The 19,009-nt window shown below is 36.3% G+C and carries 21 protein-coding genes; 5 read left to right on the top strand and 16 right to left on the bottom strand.

Annotation, left to right across the window (positions count from 1 at the left end):
* Positions 1 to 130: 130 nt before the first annotated feature.
* On the bottom strand, positions 131 to 577 hold the full coding sequence (locus L1283_RS24355) for a nuclear transport factor 2 family protein (protein WP_429626514.1): 447 nt from the start codon (positions 575 to 577) through the stop codon (positions 131 to 133).
* 1,312 nt (positions 578 to 1,889) lie between these two features.
* On the bottom strand, positions 1,890 to 2,315 hold the full coding sequence (locus tag L1283_RS24350) for a hypothetical protein (protein WP_312353074.1): 426 nt from the start codon (positions 2,313 to 2,315) through the stop codon (positions 1,890 to 1,892).
* Positions 2,316 to 3,026: 711 nt separating this feature from the next.
* Between L1283_RS24350 and L1283_RS24345 the strand changes: the two genes are divergently transcribed.
* A complete protein-coding gene (locus L1283_RS24345) occupies positions 3,027 to 4,259 on the top strand; it encodes a hypothetical protein (RefSeq protein WP_291096153.1) in 1,233 nt (410 codons plus the stop codon).
* 105 nt (positions 4,260 to 4,364) lie between these two features.
* Here L1283_RS24345 and L1283_RS24340 read toward each other — a convergent pair whose 3' ends face one another.
* Positions 4,365 to 4,751 (bottom strand): hypothetical protein, encoded by a 387-nt coding sequence (locus tag L1283_RS24340; RefSeq protein ID WP_291096151.1) that lies wholly within the window; start codon positions 4,749 to 4,751, stop codon positions 4,365 to 4,367.
* Positions 4,752 to 5,176: 425 nt separating this feature from the next.
* Between L1283_RS24340 and L1283_RS24335 the strand changes: the two genes are divergently transcribed.
* Positions 5,177 to 5,785, top strand: a complete 609-nt coding sequence (locus L1283_RS24335) for a hypothetical protein (protein ID WP_112373519.1) — start codon at positions 5,177 to 5,179, stop codon at positions 5,783 to 5,785.
* Between the two features lie 48 nt (positions 5,786 to 5,833).
* Here the strand turns inward: L1283_RS24335 and L1283_RS24330 are convergent, their stop codons facing one another.
* Positions 5,834 to 6,586, bottom strand: a complete 753-nt coding sequence (locus L1283_RS24330; RefSeq protein ID WP_291096149.1) for a carboxypeptidase-like regulatory domain-containing protein — start codon at positions 6,584 to 6,586, stop codon at positions 5,834 to 5,836.
* 493 nt (positions 6,587 to 7,079) lie between these two features.
* Between L1283_RS24330 and L1283_RS24325 the strand changes: the two genes are divergently transcribed.
* Together L1283_RS24325 and L1283_RS24320 are read left to right on the top strand one after the other, a co-directional pair.
* Entirely contained in the window at positions 7,080 to 7,586 is a 507-nt protein-coding gene (locus L1283_RS24325; RefSeq protein ID WP_075991455.1) for a YfbM family protein, read from the top strand.
* 242 nt (positions 7,587 to 7,828) lie between these two features.
* Positions 7,829 to 8,521, top strand: a complete 693-nt coding sequence (locus L1283_RS24320) for a hypothetical protein (RefSeq protein WP_291096145.1) — start codon at positions 7,829 to 7,831, stop codon at positions 8,519 to 8,521.
* Positions 8,522 to 9,028: 507 nt separating this feature from the next.
* Here the strand turns inward: L1283_RS24320 and L1283_RS24315 are convergent.
* From L1283_RS24315 to L1283_RS24265, 11 genes are all read right to left on the bottom strand, one after another.
* On the bottom strand, positions 9,029 to 9,376 hold the full coding sequence (locus L1283_RS24315) for a hypothetical protein (protein WP_112373525.1): 348 nt from the start codon (positions 9,374 to 9,376) through the stop codon (positions 9,029 to 9,031).
* Positions 9,377 to 9,430: 54 nt separating this feature from the next.
* The gene (locus tag L1283_RS24310; protein ID WP_112373526.1) at positions 9,431 to 9,673 is read right to left on the bottom strand and encodes a colicin E3-like toxin immunity protein; all 243 of its coding nucleotides are present in this window, start codon (positions 9,671 to 9,673) and stop codon (positions 9,431 to 9,433) included.
* 23 nt (positions 9,674 to 9,696) lie between these two features.
* Positions 9,697 to 10,215 carry a hypothetical protein gene (locus L1283_RS24305; protein WP_146752978.1) on the bottom strand — a complete coding sequence of 173 codons (519 nt, stop codon included), beginning with the start codon at positions 10,213 to 10,215 and terminating at the stop codon, positions 9,697 to 9,699.
* A 376-nt stretch (positions 10,216 to 10,591) separates the two neighbouring features.
* A complete protein-coding gene (locus tag L1283_RS24300) occupies positions 10,592 to 10,813 on the bottom strand; it encodes a DUF7336 domain-containing protein (RefSeq protein ID WP_112373528.1) in 222 nt (73 codons plus the stop codon).
* Between the two features lie 109 nt (positions 10,814 to 10,922).
* Positions 10,923 to 11,363: a tetratricopeptide repeat protein gene (locus L1283_RS24295; protein ID WP_286849035.1), complete on the bottom strand. Its 441-nt coding sequence runs from the start codon at positions 11,361 to 11,363 to the stop codon at positions 10,923 to 10,925.
* Between the two features lie 320 nt (positions 11,364 to 11,683).
* Complete coding sequence (locus L1283_RS24290; protein WP_239468731.1) at positions 11,684 to 12,163, bottom strand: hypothetical protein; 480 nt, start codon at positions 12,161 to 12,163, stop codon at positions 11,684 to 11,686.
* Positions 12,164 to 12,201: 38 nt separating this feature from the next.
* The gene (locus L1283_RS24285; RefSeq protein ID WP_070565284.1) at positions 12,202 to 12,612 is read right to left on the bottom strand and encodes a Dabb family protein; all 411 of its coding nucleotides are present in this window, start codon (positions 12,610 to 12,612) and stop codon (positions 12,202 to 12,204) included.
* A gap of 11 nt (positions 12,613 to 12,623) precedes the next feature.
* Positions 12,624 to 13,949, bottom strand: a complete 1,326-nt coding sequence (locus L1283_RS24280) for a hypothetical protein (RefSeq protein WP_286849038.1) — start codon at positions 13,947 to 13,949, stop codon at positions 12,624 to 12,626.
* Positions 13,950 to 14,036: 87 nt separating this feature from the next.
* Complete coding sequence (locus tag L1283_RS24275; protein ID WP_286849041.1) at positions 14,037 to 15,416, bottom strand: sensor histidine kinase; 1,380 nt, start codon at positions 15,414 to 15,416, stop codon at positions 14,037 to 14,039.
* Complete coding sequence (locus L1283_RS24270; RefSeq protein WP_286849043.1) at positions 15,413 to 16,102, bottom strand: response regulator transcription factor; 690 nt, start codon at positions 16,100 to 16,102, stop codon at positions 15,413 to 15,415. Before L1283_RS24270 ends, L1283_RS24275 begins: the two co-directional genes overlap by 4 nt.
* A gap of 131 nt (positions 16,103 to 16,233) precedes the next feature.
* Positions 16,234 to 16,944, bottom strand: coding sequence for a hypothetical protein (locus L1283_RS24265; protein ID WP_286849045.1), 711 nt, complete (start codon positions 16,942 to 16,944; stop codon positions 16,234 to 16,236).
* 295 nt (positions 16,945 to 17,239) lie between these two features.
* On the opposite strand from L1283_RS24265, the gene L1283_RS24260 reads away from it, so the two are divergent.
* A complete protein-coding gene (locus tag L1283_RS24260; RefSeq protein WP_286849046.1) occupies positions 17,240 to 18,166 on the top strand; it encodes a hypothetical protein in 927 nt (308 codons plus the stop codon).
* A 226-nt stretch (positions 18,167 to 18,392) separates the two neighbouring features.
* Here L1283_RS24260 and L1283_RS24255 read toward each other — a convergent pair whose 3' ends face one another.
* Positions 18,393 to 18,854, bottom strand: coding sequence for an NADAR domain-containing protein (locus tag L1283_RS24255; RefSeq protein ID WP_429626513.1), 462 nt, complete (start codon positions 18,852 to 18,854; stop codon positions 18,393 to 18,395).
* Positions 18,855 to 19,009: the final 155 nt, after the last annotated feature.

Below are 19,009 nucleotides of genomic sequence, written 5' to 3'. Positions count from 1 at the left end.
GAGTAACGCACATTACATGACAAAACAAAAAAGCCAGATCTCAAGACCTGGCTTCTAAACTAAACTTAAACATATGATTCACTAGTGGTCTGTAGCCTGCCTGAGCTGACAAACCACTAGTTGTTGGATACTACTTATACGAATTGATCGATTTAGATACTTTCCAGTCATTGCCTACACGCTCCAAAGTAACTAAATCAGTCTTGGTGAAATTCTCAAATTTCAACGTCACTTTAGCCACCATATAGTCTGCCGATTCCTCGATGATAGCTGTGCTTACTGTACAGTTTAGCTTTTCGCCTTTTTGTTTTTTCAAGGATTTAACCACTTCGCTACGGCTGTTAGACTGCGCATTGGTAGCTTGGATCTTTTGATTGAAATCAGCTGAGAATAAATGCTCTACTCCTGCTGATTCTCCTTCAGTCGTTACCGCAACATAATGCTCTAAAGCGAAATCTGCGATGGAAAGGTTAACCTTTGCTTTTGTTGCTTTTGCTCCAGGTCCTTCAGCTGCCATAGCGAAAGTTGATACTGCGATTAAGGCTGCTGCGGCGAATGTTTTTACTAGCGTTTTCATAATGTCTTTTTTATATTGTTAGTTCTGTTGTTCTTACTGTTGTTCTTATTTGTTGACTCAAAACTACAACACAATAGGCCCTTAGCCTACGGGCTTTAGACTAATAGACGGGAAAACTCGGTGAATGGCGGGAATAGAGAGGTGAGCCTGCTTCGTATCAGATTCGCACCACGTTCGGATCAACTACAGATAATGTACAAACACCCAACAGACCTTGTACAGTCTCTGAACAGGGAAACACTGTTCAGAGACTAGTCAACAATCGAACCCTACATGTTCTGATCCGAAGGCTGTACGAAGCAGGTACGAACAAGACCCCTATAAAAGTTATTTAAACCCATCCTCGAACAATAGATTTTCATAATTGCTAAAATCAGAGTTTTATATTTTACAACATGGACAAACAGAACCCGCTAACCATAATAGTCCAGGCCGAACTATAGTGATCGATGGATGTTGAACGGATGAGCCCAGCATTCTCTTTACAAAATTGCAGGTCTAAATAAAATTACTAATTGTTGGGGAATCAATTTATAAGCTTTCTCCATAGCTGAATTATAGAATATAAGCCATTTTCAATCATCCTGACTTTCAATCATATCTCTAATGCTATTCGACCGGTCAATTATTTTTAGCCAATTTTCTTTTGCAAATTCCTCTTTCATGGTAAATATCCTGTTATAAAAAAAATCACTCCAATAAAACTATTTCAAATCGACAACTGTTCTTACTATACAAAACGGCTACAAGCTACCTTTCGAAAGAAAGGTTCAACATAAAAATTGGCGTCGTACAGTGAAAATCCAATAGTCTTTAAAAACATTGGATGACGAAACAAAAAAGAGGAAACGATAGGAAACATAAAAATTACTGTACAGATAAACGCTAAGAGAAAGGGTCTGATGAGAATCAGGCCCTTTTGACGTAAAAAAGCCAGATTCATAAAATCTCAATATTTTTCACAAAAAATAATTCGTCATTTTTTTAGCATCGATTTTATTATCATGCAAATATTGGAAAAAGCAAAAGGGAAAACCATTGCCCAAAAATCTCTATTATTATGATACTTCTGAACAAATACAAACAGATCCCCGCCATTTATCTGCCAAAGCAGGAGCATTAAAAAGATATAGGCAATCAGAAAAGATAGTATATAGCTAACATATTCTTTCAGCGAGCGTACCAGCCTTTTAAATAAAAAGACAAACGATATCATGATAAAAAACGTAGCTCCCTGAAGAATAAAATATTGAAAAAAAGATTAACTTGATATGCTTTAACTAGATTTTGATGGTAATATAATTTCTCCTATTTAATCCGATATCTTCCAATCAGCCTTTTCATAAAAAAAATTACAGGTATCATCCAATACAATATTGATCTTATTTCCAACTTTTTTTATTTCTAACTCATTTGAGACCGTCCCACCTGAATTGCTTAAAACTAATAGTGTTCTAAAAAACTTATATTCTATACGATATTCCCCATTTCCCCAGTAAGAACTTCTATATTTATTTTCATCAAGCAAAGTAAGCATATCATCGCTTTTCGGTAAATCCCCCATAGCAGTACATTCGTGATATTTAAAATAATATTTCCCTATAATCATAGAATGAGTAATTAACCGTGAATATACAATTGCCAAAACCAATAAAAATACAATAAATAAGAATGGCCAATTTTTAGTTTTTTTCACTCTTAAACCGACATTATACTGTTGATCATTATTGAGTTGCATAAATTAAAACATGTTAATATGATCAATTATTGCTCACAGTACCTATAGGTTTTTTGATCAGAAAGCCTATTTAGATATAATCTTCTTTCGCCATAATAGCTATCAATCCGGTTAATTACAGCGATTGGGGAGTCAATAACCAGCCTGCTATAAATGGTATCATTCCGTACGAAATTATACGTATCATTAAACACAAGGATATCCTGCAGGTCACTATTATCGCCACAATTTTTCCAAATGGAATTTGTTAAACTCTTGTTTTTGCAAGAAAAAAGCAAAAAGCTTGGCCCCAAAATAACAAGGAGAAATTTTAGTCTCATCGTAAAACTACTTTGCATAATATGTACGCTAGCAATAATACATAATTTTCTAAACTATTTCAGCCTCCAATTTTGCAGAGAAGTCTTCTACTTACCTCAGACTTGAAAACAACATAAAATAGAAAAAGCCACACCTCACGACATGGCTTCACAACTTATCTATTTGTAAGGGATGGCTCCTAATTTATACGAACTGATCGATTTGGAGACTTTCCAGTCATTACCTTCGCGCTCCAAGGTAACTATGCGCTACGCCTGCTGATTCTCCCTCGGTCTTTACCGCAACATGGTGTTCGAAGGCAAATTCAGCGGTGGAATCCAATTTCTAACAGATTAATTTTGAAAGCAGGATTCAAACTAATATATTAGTTATAAAACTAAAAAACTAGTTATGAAGATATTTTTCACGCTATTCCTACTTATAATTAGCGACTTAGTCTCAGGACAAATCACAACGCAAAAATTATTTGATCTCAATGACCAACTTTTTAAAAAGCATCCAGAAAACTACCAGATAGCTATCCAGGAATTCAACAAGCTAACAGTGGATAGCATGGATGCAAGAACGAAATCTCTTTTTTATCAACTCCAATCTACCTATCATTCTTTTATCGGCAACTATGATAGCTCCAGATTTTATTGGGATCAGCAATATGTCCACGCGCTCAAAAACGATGAAATAAAATATGATAGCAAATTTTATAAGCAGCACGACTTTGTCGATGCCAGAAAGTTCATCCTAAAAAAGGCCAAAAATGAAAAAGTAGTCATGATCAACGAAGCTCATAATATTCCCTATCATCGCACATTTGCAGCTCAATTATTAAATGGGTTTCGCAAATTAGGTTTTAAATATTTAGCTATTGAAGACCTTGCTGATCAAAACATTAACACGACACGAACCGTTACAGATACAACAGGCTATTATAGCCATGAGCCCCTTTTCGCAGAAATGATCAGGGAAGCATTGCGACAAAATTTTGTATTGATAAATTATGACGCCAACAATACAAATAGTAATCGCATGCGCGACTCATTACAAGCCGCCAACCTAGCAAAATTGCTAAAAACTGATCCTGATGCGAAACTGCTTGTGTATGCAGGATATGACCATATCCATGAAAATACACGAACCAACTGGAAAAAAATGGCTCAGTTCTTTAAAGAAATGACCAATATCGACCCCTTAACAATATCACAAACTCGACATATTGAACGATATTATTCCCAATTTGAAACGGACGAATTCCTTACCGTAAACAAGTTTGTTTCGTTTAGCTTTAGCAAACCTGTCGTCGCTTTAAAAAACGATACAGCCTGGCATGATGACTTTGTGGATATTTCACTTTTTTACCCCCGCTATCTAACTCCAAATAGTCGCCCTGAGTACTTATCAGATAATAATCTTACAAAGTCGGTACAGCTAGATACGCAAGGACAAAAAGGGCTTTTTGTTCAAGCTTATTATGCAGACGAAAAACAAGGACATCGAATACCAGCAGACCAGCTTTTCATCAAAAAAACAAGGGAATTTCTATATTTAAGGCCTGGCAACTATATTCTTGAATTTAAAAACACAAATGATCAGATTGTAAATACAAAAAGAGTAAGTGTTCGTAAATAACAATCAAAAAGCCAGATTTCACGATCTGGCTTCTAAACTAAACTTAAATAGATGATTCACTAGTAGTTAGTCTTTTGTTACTGGCAAACCACAAGTTGTAAAGTTCTATTTATACGAATTGATTGATTTGGACACTGTCCAGTCATTACCCACACGCTCCAAGGTAACTAAATCTGTTTTGGTGAAGTTCTCAAATTTCAAGGTCACTTTAGCGACCATATAGTCTGCCGATTCTTCTAAAATGTCTGTGCTTACTGTACAGTTCAGCTTCCCTCCTTTTTGCTTTTTCAATAGTTTAACTACGGCACTACGGTTGTTAGACTGTGCATTGGAGGCCTGGATCTTTTGATTGAAATCTTCTGCGAATAACTCCTCTACTCCTGCTGATTCGCCCTCCGTAGTTACCGCAACATAGTGATCGAGTGCCAAGTCTGCTGTGGAAAGGTTAACGTTTGTTTTTGTTGCTTTGGCTCCAGGTCCTTCAGCTGCCATAGAAAATGTGGATACTGCGATTAGGGCTGCTGCTGCGAATGTTTTTACTAGCGTTTTTTCTCGAAATTATTTGTTTTTTATTTGATGATAAAGCTATCATGAGTGCCTTTTGAATACACTCATGATGGTTCATAATGTCTTTATTTTGTATTGTTAGTTTTTCATCTAAATAATTTGTTCTTCAAGTGTGATGAAGCTATCATGAGCATTTCCGTCGATGCTCTTGATGGTTTTTGTTCTTATTTGTTGACTCAAAACTACGACACAATACGCCTCTAGCCTACTTGCTTTAGACCAACAATCCGGAAAACTCGGTAAATGGCGGAAATGGTGAGGTGAAGGTTAGCAGTAGATTTTTAATTAAAAATAATATTAAATTTAGATCTTTACTGATAAAGCATTCAATCTTAAATTCTTCTCAAAATATGGTTAATAAAAATGTTATTAGTAAACTATCAGATAGAGAACTCGAAAAATATATAGAACCAGATAGTCGATCTGTTTCAAATGCTGTAAAATATGCCTACGAGATTCTACAGGAACGTGGGCGAACTTTTACTCCTTCCGAAACAGCACGAATCGAAGCTTTAATTGCCAAAAAAAACGATAGTGAAAAAATAGTGGACAAAGGATGGGACAAAGGGCTCACAGAGGACGTAAACGCTATTGAACTATATACAAATACACTTATTTGGATGCTTTCCGTAATATTTGGTGTCTTTTTTGGTGGTGTACTTCAAGTGCTAAATTTCATAAAAATAAAAAATATAAAAGGAGCTGTTATTACTACTTTTTATAGTATTATTTATATAGGCATTCAACTAATTATTATAAATTATATTCGAAATAATTATCCTGAAATGAGCCAGAATATATTTTATGTTAACTTCATCCTCTCGGGCATAGGTGCAACTGGTCTATTTTTTATCAGACAACAAATGTTTCCTAATGATCTACAGTATAGAGCCAAATCTTCCATTGTACCATTAATTGCATCACTAGGAATTTCTATTGCGCTATTCTATTTATCTTAAAATAATAAGTGCCATATCTTCTAACAAATTGACTTAATGGGGCGAAGTTTAAGGCTCGATATATTCATGGTAGCATTTTTTGATGTACAGGATAATATCATAGTCGGACATGTATTTAGCGGCGTCAATATTCGGACGGTACAACTGCATGAAAGTTTGTAGAGAATCACCTTTAAGGCCCGTCAAATTTTGAACCTTACGCTTCGAAAAGGTATTATCAAGATACTGTTCTTCTTCTTCCTTTATCAATTTCTGTTGGAGCTTGGATTGAGGGGTCCTATTTTTCCCTAACATAGAAATAACAGAAAGCACATCAATACTAATCAGCGAGGCGGTACTATTGCTAGCTTGATTAGGGTGTCTCGGGACATTTGAAGAATAATTTTTGCTGATGAAAATGTCTTTAAATTTGGGTTTGCTATAATTGAAAGTCTTGGCAAATTCTTCCCGAAACTTTAAGGAATCAGCCTTATAATTTCCTAAAGAATTGATCTTGACTTCATCCAACAATATCGTTGTTTGCTTCATATATATGACCAAATTATCAAGATTGCTATTATCAACTATATATTTTTCCTCGCGATATCCTATTGAAGAAAAGGTAATTGTATCTCCAAGCTTAATGCCTGGCAATATAAATTTGCCATAGCTATCGGAATAGGTGCTGCGTGAAGCTACTTTGATCGAAACACCTATAAGAATATCACCCGAATACTTATCTTTAATCGTGCCTTTCAGATCTTGTGCAGAAGATAAGTTTGCGATAAAGAGCAATAGCAACAACAACTGCAGTCTACTCATTTTCAATTAGTTTTACAATAAAAATATTATAAAACCAAACATCTAGCAATGTTATTAACTCTTTTTAACGCGCGACGCTTAGAGGAAGGAGTAAACTATAGCGACACCACTCGGATTTGTACACTTAAAGACATCCCTATCCTGACGTATCATGGAACGGATAACGAAATCGCCATACACGAAACAGAACGTATAGCCGAATCTCTAAAGAAGTGCAATGTAAATATGATCTTTCACCGCATCGCAGGTGAAGGTCACGGCACCCAATACCTTTATGAAACTGAGCCCTGGATTTATGAGTGGTTGCTGATACAAAGGAAGACGTCGAATAATAACACGCCCATCAAGAAAATTTCAAATAATTGAATTTATCGTATTGTTTTAAATAGCGTAGTTCATTATTTTTATGGAGATACAAAATTTAACAAAGGCCATATAAATGAGATATCAAGACATGGGTATCAGAAAAACACTTTAACCTTTAAATTATACCATGGGAATGACACAAAGCTATCTACGTGTAGATAACGAAACACTTAATAACTTTATCGCAGATAGTAGACGTTTAGAAGATATTGCATTCAAACAAAATAATATTGATAGCGAAAACTTTCTGTATTTAGATAAAGCTTGGGAAGGCATTTTTTTCCTAATTACTGGACAAAGCTTGGCAGAAGCAGTTGAAGAAGAAGCACCGCTTTTAGGTATACTTATGGGGCCTACAGAAATTGACCCCGATCAAGATATGGGTTATGGCCCGGCAACATATAGTACAGCTGAACAAACCAAAGAAATATATAGCGCGATAAAAGATCTTACAAAGGAAGAGCTTTCAGCAAACTATAATCCGAATAAGATGATAGAAGAAGGTATCTACCCTGACATCTGGAAAGATGATGAAAATGCCTTGGAATATCTTCTCGATTACTTCGATGATCTCAAAATCTTCTATAAAAAAGCTGCGGAGAATGGAGATGCTATGGTGATGTATTTGAGTTAAAAATAATTAGGTTTTATTCAAAACTTAGAAATAACTTATATTGACAACAACTCATGTGAATTAATCAACATGAAACAATTAATATTTACTGTCCTTTTCGCATCATTATTTTCGTTAGGTTATGCCCAGACTACAGTGCAGCTCTCAAAGACATCAAAAGGAGCACCTATTATATTGATAGCGTACAGATAGGAAAGAGAACTGTTTGAGAAGTTTTTGAGGTGAGAAATATTCTTGAAAAAATGAAGTTAACAAAAGCAAAATTAATCACTAAAGTCAAGGCTCCTTTAGCGACATTGGGGTACCTCTATTTTAAAGACTCTATATCTAGCGCACAAGGATTTTTTTCAAAAAAGCTAGAAAACGGTTTTTATTTATCCTTAGGACTAACAATTGACAGGTATATGGAGAGTGAGTTTACTGGATGTTTTTATTATTCCAAAACAACCCGATGGGCTTCCGTTTGGGGTGATATTCCAACAGAAAGTTATGAACGTCCAGGCTTCTTAATGTCAACAGAAGAACGGAGGATTTATTTTGACACTGAAAATGAACAATTCTGTGATTATTGGTGGGATGGTTCTGATGATTCGTCGGTCGCTTCTTTTATTGAAGTCATCAAGCTCACCGAATCGAGATTGTATGAGGACCGATTGTTGACAAAAAGGATTGAAGATAGCCTCAGCGTGTCACAACTGAGAAATTACGCCGATGAAGTAAAGAAATTGGTCTCCGACATCGAAAAACTGAATTTCACTTATTCTTATTTACCAGACAAAGAAATAGATGGAATACCGATGCAGTGGTTTAAAGCTAGTGAATATATCTTAAAAGAACAGAATGGTATACTCAATAAGAATACGGTTAAAAATTTAGCGTCTGATGCTTTTATTCAACGTACAATCGACAATCTGTCAGCGATAGGAACCCGCTAGCCATTATAAGCGTTAACTTGCGGAATATGGGCGAACAAGAATGACATTAGAATAACCAAGATGTTCATACAGTTTAAATAAGTCAACCCAATTTATAAAAAAAAATCACTCCGATAAAACTATTTGGAAATGGCAGTTGTTCTTACAATACAAAACGGCTACAAGCTACCTTTCAAATGAAAGGTTCAACATAAAAATTGGCGTCGTACAGTGAAAATCCAATAGTCTTTAAAAACATTGGATGACGAAACAAAAAAGAGGAAACGATAGGAAACATAAAGATTACTGTACAAATAAACGCTAAGAGAAAGGGTCTGATTTAACATCAGGCCCTTTTGACGTAAAAAAGCCACATCTCCCGACGTGGCTCTACAACATATATATTTATTTGAAATCGCTCTTATTTATACGAATTGATTGATTTAGATACTTTCCAATCATTCCCCACACGCTCCAAGGTAACTAAATCTGTTTTGGTAAAATCTTCAAAACAAAAAAAGACCTTGATCATAGGTCCTTTAAGTCTTTTAAGAAGAAATTTTGAAAAACACAATCCCAATCGTTAGAACCATAAACGAATAGTTCCAAATTAACTAATTTAAAATTTTCAATATTTCCAATGAACCCAATCCCGATTTCCAATCCTTCTGTTATTATGATTTTATCAACTGAGAGAATATCTTCGGAAATTGGGAGAATATCATTTTCATCATAATATTTTAAGAATACGTATTGCCCCATACCGGTACATTCTCTTTCACCTACATATATTTTATCAATATGAGTATACAAAACCGGGTATTTCTCTGCTAAGGCAAAAAGCAGAGCCATTTCAAAAACTGTCAATTTGTTCATTACAATCCTTTTTTACTAAAAGCTGATATTTCTATGTGTAAAGTCTCCTAATTATCAAGCCTGAAAACAATCAATTTGATATATATATTTATCAAATTCGAATTCAATGTCTACATATTTTTTTAGAATTTCAGATTCCGCTATATTAATATCATAAGGATTGTACATTAAAGGATCTTCAATCGGAGGTCTAAAAGTCTCCTTCAAAAGATCTAAAGGTATAAAGTCTATATTAAATTCACCAATAAGCCTCTCATCTCTTCTATCAAACCAACTAATAATACGCCCTATTTTCATAAAAAATCAATTATTTCGCAATTTCAAAGTTCTTGTACATGAGTAAAATCTCGCTCTATAAGTCTAAATTTTGAATTATCTAGCTTGTATATGGAGTGTTTATAATCCGTTGGTGATGGAAAATCTATTAGCTCTTTATTTTTGTTTAACTTCCTCCGCTTTATAAATATCTTCGAAGCTAAAGCTACTTCCGGTTTTATATCTAATAATTTCTCAGCACTTTTATGTATTCCAATAATCCTACCTTTTATTTGAACTCCGAGGATCTCTTTTGAATTGCCCAACAGATAATCGTATAATAAATCCCTTCCCATGTAGAAGATATTTAAAGTAGAATCAGCTTTCTCAAAAGAGACAACCGCATCCAAATTGAAGATACTCGAATTTACTTCAGTTATTTCTTTAAAAAAAACTTTGTCAAGTTGATCATTGTTGTGCTCAATTACTGGAAAAATAACATTGGATTGAGATTTCACCATAAAGCATGAAAAGCAAAGCAAAACTAAGATGTGGATTTTAAGGGTATATTTTATCTTTATCATATTGCGCATAAACTTGGTTATAAACTCTGAATAATTTTAAAATGGTTCGTGGAAAATATCTGCTCATTGCTTTAGAATAAACTCCTCAATTTATTGCAAAAATGACAGAATTTGAAATACTATTTTGACTTTTCTGGATATTAATATTTCCTATATTTCAACAATAAGGGAAAGCTCAAGGAAACACATTTTTTTGCAATAAGAAATAGGCCTTCCATTTTTCGGAACCTGTTTGGGACAGTAAATATTGAACAAGATACTCTTAAAATTACTGAAATGGAAGCTATATTTAAATAGGAAATTACGGAAGGCAATGCAGCATAACATTAAAACTTATGCTGGGGACGGGTTTTTATTTATACAAAAGTTATTAAGTTCATTCGGTTATAAAGCCAGAAGTCCAGTTATCCTTATCTATTTTATATTCTGATATCTCAAAACCCGCTGTATGATCCCGGAAACCTTCTACTTTGGACATTCTTACTAACGCATTTTCAGCAAGTTCCTTGGTACTGTAAACTCCTATCAATTTTACGTCTTCTCCTCCATCTAATGATTCGTCAAAGTGGGTGTGCCATAGCAAAAATACATTCTCCATATCATTGATTATTTATTTTCATCATCATTTTTATTAACTCCAATGCTCATTTTGGCAACAATCCTCTAGATTACTTACAATATCAAAAAGAAAATCTTTACTATAGAAATTATAGCCTGTACTTCCCTTGTTTTATTTCCCTTTCAAATATTTTCAAATTTGCTTTTGCAATAATTGACCCGAGTTTAGCCCCTCTTTTATATAATGCGTAACTCATCTTTAAATCTTGCTGAATCCCTTCGCCTCTTTCATAAAAATCCGCTAGGTTATTATAAGCCTCTGCATAACCACCATTGGCCGCCTTTGTATACCAATAGATACATTTCTTTGGATTGTATAATGGATTATTAACACCTAAAAAATTAATTGAATCAAACTGTTGCGCATAATCATATTGACCTTCCGGATTACCGCTATAAGCACTTTTTTTTATGTGATCAAATGCCAGCCAATATAATTTGTACTTTTCTTCGGAAGAGAGAGAAGAAGGATATTCTTGTATCTTCCGACTAATTTCTTTCGCAATTTCAAAGTTCTTGTCCTTTCTCAAAATCTATGGTTTATTTCTTATTTCCCAATGGGCTCTCTCTGGATTACCAATAAGGGGATTCCTAATTTTAAGCCAACACAATTTATAAAAAAAATCACTTTGATAAAACTATTTCAAATTGGCTATCGTTCTTACAATACAAAACGGCTACAAGCTACCTTTCAAATGAAAGGTTCAACATAAAAATTGGCGTCGTACAGTGAAAATCCAATAGTCTTTAAAAACATTGGATGACGAAACAAAAAAGAGGAAACGATAGGAAAAAAGAAAAATTACTGGCAATGTTGTGCCACAGGTCAGACTGCGGCACAACATAAATGTTAGTTATTTTTTGTTACGAAAAGATCATCAGCCCCCTCATTGATAGGGATATACAATCTTTCCCAGCTTTTTGAATGAACCATTTCCCAGCTATGCCCAGTACCTTTCAAATCTTCAGCCAAAAGAATCGTTCCAGGTTCAATTAAAAAAGTTGAACCATCGCTGACTTTAAATTTGATTTTACCTTTCAGCGTAACCACGTATTGTCTTCTTGGAGCTGGATGAGCGTTTTTCTCCCATTCTTCTGTTTTATTGCTTGTCCAAAATGTACTCGTATTGGCGTGTTTCAATGTTGGAATAAAGCCTTTTTGAAACGAGCAGGTTCCATCCGGATTGTTGATCAATCGCACTGCAGGCATTTTACCTTCGGCTTCCACGTTGACCTCCTTAATTTTTCCATGACCTTCTTGCGCTTTCACAGCGGTTAAGCTTGATGCTGCCAATACGCAAGCAATAGTTAGTTTGGATATCATTTTCATTTTGTAATGTTTGAAATTATTATTTTGTTGTTTTAATTTTAGAATTCATAAACCGTATCGTGCACCATCATCCGTTCAAAATAAGGTTTGTATTTAGCGACAAGGGCGAGGTGCCCCGGCAGTTTACCATAAGCCTCTAGTTCCTCCAATGTCGCAAATTCCATGGACGCATTGTAGGTAAACGAGTTGTCCAATACCGCTCTTGGGGAAGAAGCAGCTGGCTTGCCATAACGTACATTTTTGACATAGGGAAGCTTTTTAAGACCTTCAAAAAACTGTTTAAACTCTTCTACCTGTTCAGCAGACAAATCAGGTTTTAGCCAAAAAAGCAAATAGTGGAAATACACTTTTTTTGTTTTCGCTTTTTTCTCTTTTGCCATCAGTGAGGTGGCCGCAAAGCTCATTACGCCAGCAGTACCTAGTGTAAGGATAAAATCTTTTCTTTTCATGTTATTGCTATTTAATTAAAATCAATTCTATATTTAAGCACAAATGCCCACTTGTGATCTGTTACCACAGCTTGATCCGCAGCATTTAAATTATAGATCGGACGATTTTGCGCATCAAAAGTCAGCCGGCTGCTATTACCGTGCATCAGTAGCGAGATACCTGCATCATAAATTAGACTTTTGTCTTTCAATGCCTTGTAGTCCCCTACTTGTACAGAAACCGCTGGCTGCAGCTGTAAATTATGTTTGGATGGATTGAAATAAGGGAGTGTACCGCCGACCTGTGCGTAAAATGTATTTCCCGTGCCAGCATTTGGCAAGCTATTTCCCGCACCATTCAGGCTTGCATTGGCCGCATCGATACCTGTCGCGGGGTTGTTTGTCCCTGCAAAGCGGAGATAGTTAGGACCATAATCGCTGTGCATGGCCATACCATAGGCACTAATCGAAGTTCCTTTCTCTTTGTCGATGGGCGCGTCATAGATGATATCCGCTGCAAAATTGCGCATATCGTCATTTTGGGTCATCTGCCGTTCATCCAGATGCCAAAGGGCATTGTGCATATACTCAAATCCAGCCCCTATGCTGAGCACATCTTTTTTACCGAGGTATGTACCCGAATTGAATGGCGTTTCGTTACTCTCTTTATCGTGAAATGCGTAGCGGAAGTAGCCTGACACATCTTTTTGTGCTTCATTTTTGCTGAAGGTGGCTTTATTTAATTTTGGATCAGCACTGGCGGCTGAATATGGATCAGCCAGTACCACCCGATAGTCAAATTTTCCAAACTGCCCTTTTGCATAGATGCTCATTTCACGTACGACCATATCAGTCGCCCCAGTATTGGATGTCGCATACAGAGGCAAGTCGTAAAGCAGCGTATTGAGCGGTCCTGTTGTAAAACGGGAAAGACCGCGCCAAGTCGAACGGCCGCCACCGATCGCAAGTTTGGGACTGAAACTATATTCTGCATAGGCATCCAAGAGATCCATATACGTATTAGTTTTGCTGTTGACGTTTACGTTGGTAGGCCCCATCTGTAATACAAACAGTAAATTTTCGGTAGGCTTGTAAGTCATCTTTGCCCTAATACGCCGCAAAGAAAGATCAGATACATTCGAAACGGACTCGTTGTTTACCAAACTCCCCGGATTGAGCTGGCTATATCTCGCCCACAGCTCAGCGTACCCGCTGAAGCTGATATAACGTGTATGCTCCTTATTTAAGAAATGAGTAAGTTTTGGATTTCCAAAATCATTGGTTTGCGCCTCGGCGAGCTCTGCGCTACCTAGTCCCAAACTGAGGAACAACGCCAAGGTAAGCTGTTTTTTATTCATGATTCAACCTAATTTTGTTTTTTTGATAAGTCAAAATTAGGCTGAATATGGAGGTGATATTATTAGAAAACCATTAGAATTTTTAGCTTATTCAAGCCCCTTTGGATAGACCAGTTTAAGTTTGACTGAAAACACAGTCCCTACATGGAGAGTTGAATTAACCGCTACGGTACCCTGATGCATCTCAATAATCCGCTGAACAATTGAGAGACCGATGCCATGTCCCTCTTTTGAAGGCGTACCCGCCACACGGTAAAACAAGTCAAAGATATGCGGGATATCCTTGCTGTCTATTCCGATACCATGATCTTTTACCTGCACCTGCGCTACGGTTTTATTTCTGGAGAGCAGTACCTGGGCATGCCGATCTGCACTATATTTACAGGCATTCTCGATCAGATTAGAAAAGGCTACTTTCAAGAGGTAGGCATTTGCAGATACCAAGATTTCCTCTTCGTCGATTGCAGCATTAGCATCAAAAGAGATGCTTACCCGATAGTCTTTATTTTTCTCTAAGACCACCAACTTTGCTTCAAGCAGTATTTCATCCAGTCTGATTTCTTCAAAATTTACCTGCGAACTATCGTAGTTTGCTCGGGCAAAATCCAGCAAGGCTGTCGAAAGTACCGTAGCCTCCTTCGCATCGAGCAATGCCCTATCAATAGAGTTAAAATACTCATCCACATTGGTATTCAGCTGCTGCGCCAATTCCAGTTCGGCGATCATAGCTGCCAAAGGTGTTCTAAACTCGTGTGAAATAATGGATACAAAATGGCGCTGGTTGTTGAAAGATTTTTCCAACCGATTGAACGTATTGTTGAATGTTTCGATAAGTTCTGAGAGCTCATCTTTTGCATTACTATAGGAGACACGTGTGCCCAAGTTATGTTCGGACACATCCTTTATCTGATGTATAATGTAATTGATTGGCTTAAGAATATAACGTGCAAATAGAAATGAAGAGAAAAAAATAAAAAATAGGGCAACGATATAAATCGTTATCAAAATATTCTTCAGCCGTTCCATATGTGCAAAACCCGTTAGATCGTACGCATGTCCGATCAAGAAAAAAGGCTTACCCTCAAATTGATAGTTTAAGCCCATATACAGTTCTTTGCCTTGCTCCCATGTAAAAAAATTAGACGTTTTGAAAGATTCCAATTTAACATCGGGATACGTCGGTTCGCCTATATCGGAAAAAACAACCCTATTCTGCTGATCGAAAACAGTAATCTGTGCTTCGTTGATCAGCTTTTTATTTTGTTCATGAATTCTTCTTATCTGATGTTCCTGCACCTGTGCATCAAAAATAAATTCTGCACGCCAGATGATCTTATAGCGCAGCCGATCCACAAATTCTTCCTGCCGATTTAATTCCGAGAAGAAATAAACCGCATAGGCGAATAGAAACAAGATGATAGCCGAAGAGAGCGTAAATACCCAGGAAGTTCTATTGACAATCTTCATTCTTTATTGGATAAAATAAATCCATGTCCGGATTTCGTATGAATCAATTTAGGTGAAAAATCCCGGTCTATTTTTTTACGCAAATAATTGATATATACATCAATATAGTTTGTTCCGGTATCAAAGTTTTTGCTCCATACATTACGTGCGATTTCATCCTTGCTGAGCATGGTCTCCCTATGCTTCAAAAAGAAGTGAAGGAGATCAAACTCTTTGGGAGTCAACTTAATAAGTTTTCCCTGACTATGAACCTGCTTACTCCGGAGATCAATACTGATACGATCATAAGTCAGCAGCCCCTGAATCTCTTCTTCACTGATTTCCCTGTGCCGCTTGAGCAAGACAGCGATACGTGCAAAAAGTTCGCGTATTTCAAAAGGTTTCACCATATAATCATCGGCTCCCGCATCAAAACCAGATATTTTTTCATCGATACTGCCCAATGCTGTGAGCATGATGATTGGGATCCTGGGGTAAGCCGCACGCATCTGTTTACTGAGCTCAATCCCATTCATTCTTGGTAACATGATGTCTATGAGAAGTAAATCATAGTCAACAGATTTGGCTTCTTTGATCACTGATTCCGCATCACCAAAAACATTGACCAGGTAGCCCTGACTTGCTAATCCTTTTTTCACACTCGAAGCAACGCGTTCATTGTCTTCTACGACCATTATTTTCACCATTCTAGCATGCTTGTATGTATCTACTAATACTGCAGGACAAAGTTAGTTATTTTTCAAAAAGGCTGGCGCAGCCTCCATGAACTTTAGACAACGGTCAGGAAAACTCAGTAAATTTACCGTTATCGCTATTGCTAAAATGGCATTGTTACCACCTTTGCATGATATGTACCTTTTTTAATCTCAAATAAAACTGCATACCCACCAGCTCCATCGCCATTAACAGCAGTAATGTATAAACTATCATTTGAGTCATCATAGTAGCATGTTGCAAACTCGTTGTTTACATTAAATAGGCTTTCAATTTCCTTTGCCGGGATCTGGATAAATCTTCCCTTTATAGTTGCTTCAATGGAGGTATAATGGCTTGTAGGGATTTCGCCATCTGTTCCCCAGACCTGCTGCTCTCTAAATTTGTCTACAACGGTATAGCCATCATATTGAGTCGATGAAAAATCACCTTTATTTTTTTCATAATCGAAACTATCTGAATTTATTTGCACGGTTATATCTTTTGCCATAAATTTTGCTGTGCCTTCATCAGAAAATACAGTAGGGATTTGCTTATAGGATTCGATATATTTAATTCTTGAATGGTGTACATAGCCAGTGATACTCTTGTTGCTTTTGTCTGTATAATCTACAATTACCCAATCGCCGAACTTTTCATCAGGAAATGCATAAACAATTTCATCAGCAGCAATTTTTGAAACAACCGCACTATTCACTGTAGCTTGTTTCCTCACATTTACATAGCCGTCTTTATCAATGATTTTTGCAAATTGGGCCGAGGCCAATTGGCATACTGTGAGAAAAAGTAGTACTAAAAGATATCTGTGATTCATTTGGTATAAAGTTATTACTAATAATATTTTGCCCTCAGCTTAATAAGGTCTTCGATCATTTTATCTTCTTTAATTGAGGTACTGTATACAAATTTAAACTGAATGCTGATAATTTCGTTACTTTTATTTCATTTGCTACTTTTTAATTACTCAGCTCATAGCAATAAATTTCCCTAAACTTATTACATTCAAAACCCAGCGCAGCATTACATATTATTTCACTGGCAGAAGAATTGATTTCAAAAAGTTTTGAAATAACCGTAAATTCATTTTAAAATAATAATGTTGAATTAGAATGATGAGATACTTTATATTGACAATCGCTTTTTGTGCATTCGTGTTTGTATGCTGCAGTAATGAAAAAAATGGTAAAAGTGACATTAAAAAAAATGACCAAACCGACACGGAGGGAAAACTTCCTATGAAATCTTATATGCTCAATCACGAAATAAGAAATATAGACTATGAAATATATTTAAATGATTTTCTTATTGCCCATTCACAGGAGAACAATGGTATCCCTGGCCCTTACAAGTTGAATCAGTACATTTTTTCCAGTGGAATACAGGAGGTGAAAATCAGGATCTCGTCAAATAAGAGCCAAAAATCGATAACTTCTGATATGCTCAATGAAATAAGTAGAAACACAGGGATCTACCTGCTTGAAAATAAAGATTATGATAATATCAAGGAGATCAAAAAACTTGAATTTCCAGCGCTTGAAAAACCGCTAGATGCTTATACGCATACCTGGGATTTTGAAGCAGAAGCGCCAACTTCGGTCACAAGTCTGAACAATTCCCAGGATCTTTCAGAAATGAATCAAAATAAGCTACAGGTGGAAGTATTAGCAAAATATGATCAACTACGTAAATTTTTGCTGTCAGGACATGCGGATGAGTTTCTGAGAGAAATCGCAAACGCGAAAAGTAATCTCTTTATATCCGAAGGTTTTTCGGAGGCCGAGCAGGAAGCATACAATGACAAACTTAAAAAGTACCTGTCTGCGCATAGCGATCTACTTCCCGACCTTAAGGAATCTGCAATAAAATTATTCGGGCACGGAAAAGCCGTTGCACTTGAGCAAAACCTCACACTGTCATCTGGAGAAAACAAAAAGAATGACGAGCAAAATTCTAATTATATAATTTTCCACAAACCTCATGGATCTGATTCATTTGAAGTGTTTCGCTACTTTATAGCTTATTCAGGTGGAAGGTAGGTGTGGCATGCTGAAGCGGTGACAAGCTACCTTTCGAAAGAAAGGTTTAACATAAAAATTAGCGTCGTACAGTGATCCAATAAACGTTAAAAACATGGCATAACGAAACAGCAAAGTCTACCCGAATTGTTCGATTTAATTTTATGTATAATGTAATTGGCTAAATTCGGCATGTCAAAATAGCTTGATCAATCTTTTCATGAAATGGGGACATTCCTATTTTGAGCTAATAAAAATCCATCCATGAATAAGGAGGAGGATAGGTCAGTTGATATATCGTTTGTTCCCTTTCAGACAGATTATCATAATAAGTACCGAATTCGCTCAAATATTCCTCACCCAATCCCATTCTCCAAAACATATCCCTACTGTCCTTATCGGAAAACTTCGACCAAGGCGGTGGCATAGCGTTTTGAAGTGCTTGAAATTGCCCAAATTGACCTAGAAAATCTCGTACTTCCATCAATGCAAAGCCTAATAAATTTTGACCGCGCCAACAATAGATGTTTTCAATATCGACGTCATCTTGTGCAAGTCCAATACCCCATATGGCATCAACGGGGCTTGCCTCAACAAGAACTCTATTTTCTGTTTTTAACAGATATTCCGCCAACTGCATATTCCGCACTATACTACACCACCATTCCGCTCCAAAGTACACCAGTGATTCCGCTGCAAAAGACACCACTTTGGTGTAAATTTTTAGCAGCCCAATTATAAGTTGACGGTCCTTTACACTGTTCTAGAAATGTCTTGTCCTGATATAGCTTTACACTAAATTGTAAAGTATATGACAAAAAAGACTAAAGTGGATAATTCCAAGCCGTTCCAAAGAGTTGGAAG

It is taken from the genome of Sphingobacterium sp. HSC-15S19 (genome assembly GCF_050433745.1).
Classification (GTDB): Bacteria; Bacteroidota; Bacteroidia; order Sphingobacteriales; family Sphingobacteriaceae; genus Sphingobacterium; species Sphingobacterium siyangense.
This window is presented reverse-complemented; position numbering and strand designations above follow the sequence as displayed.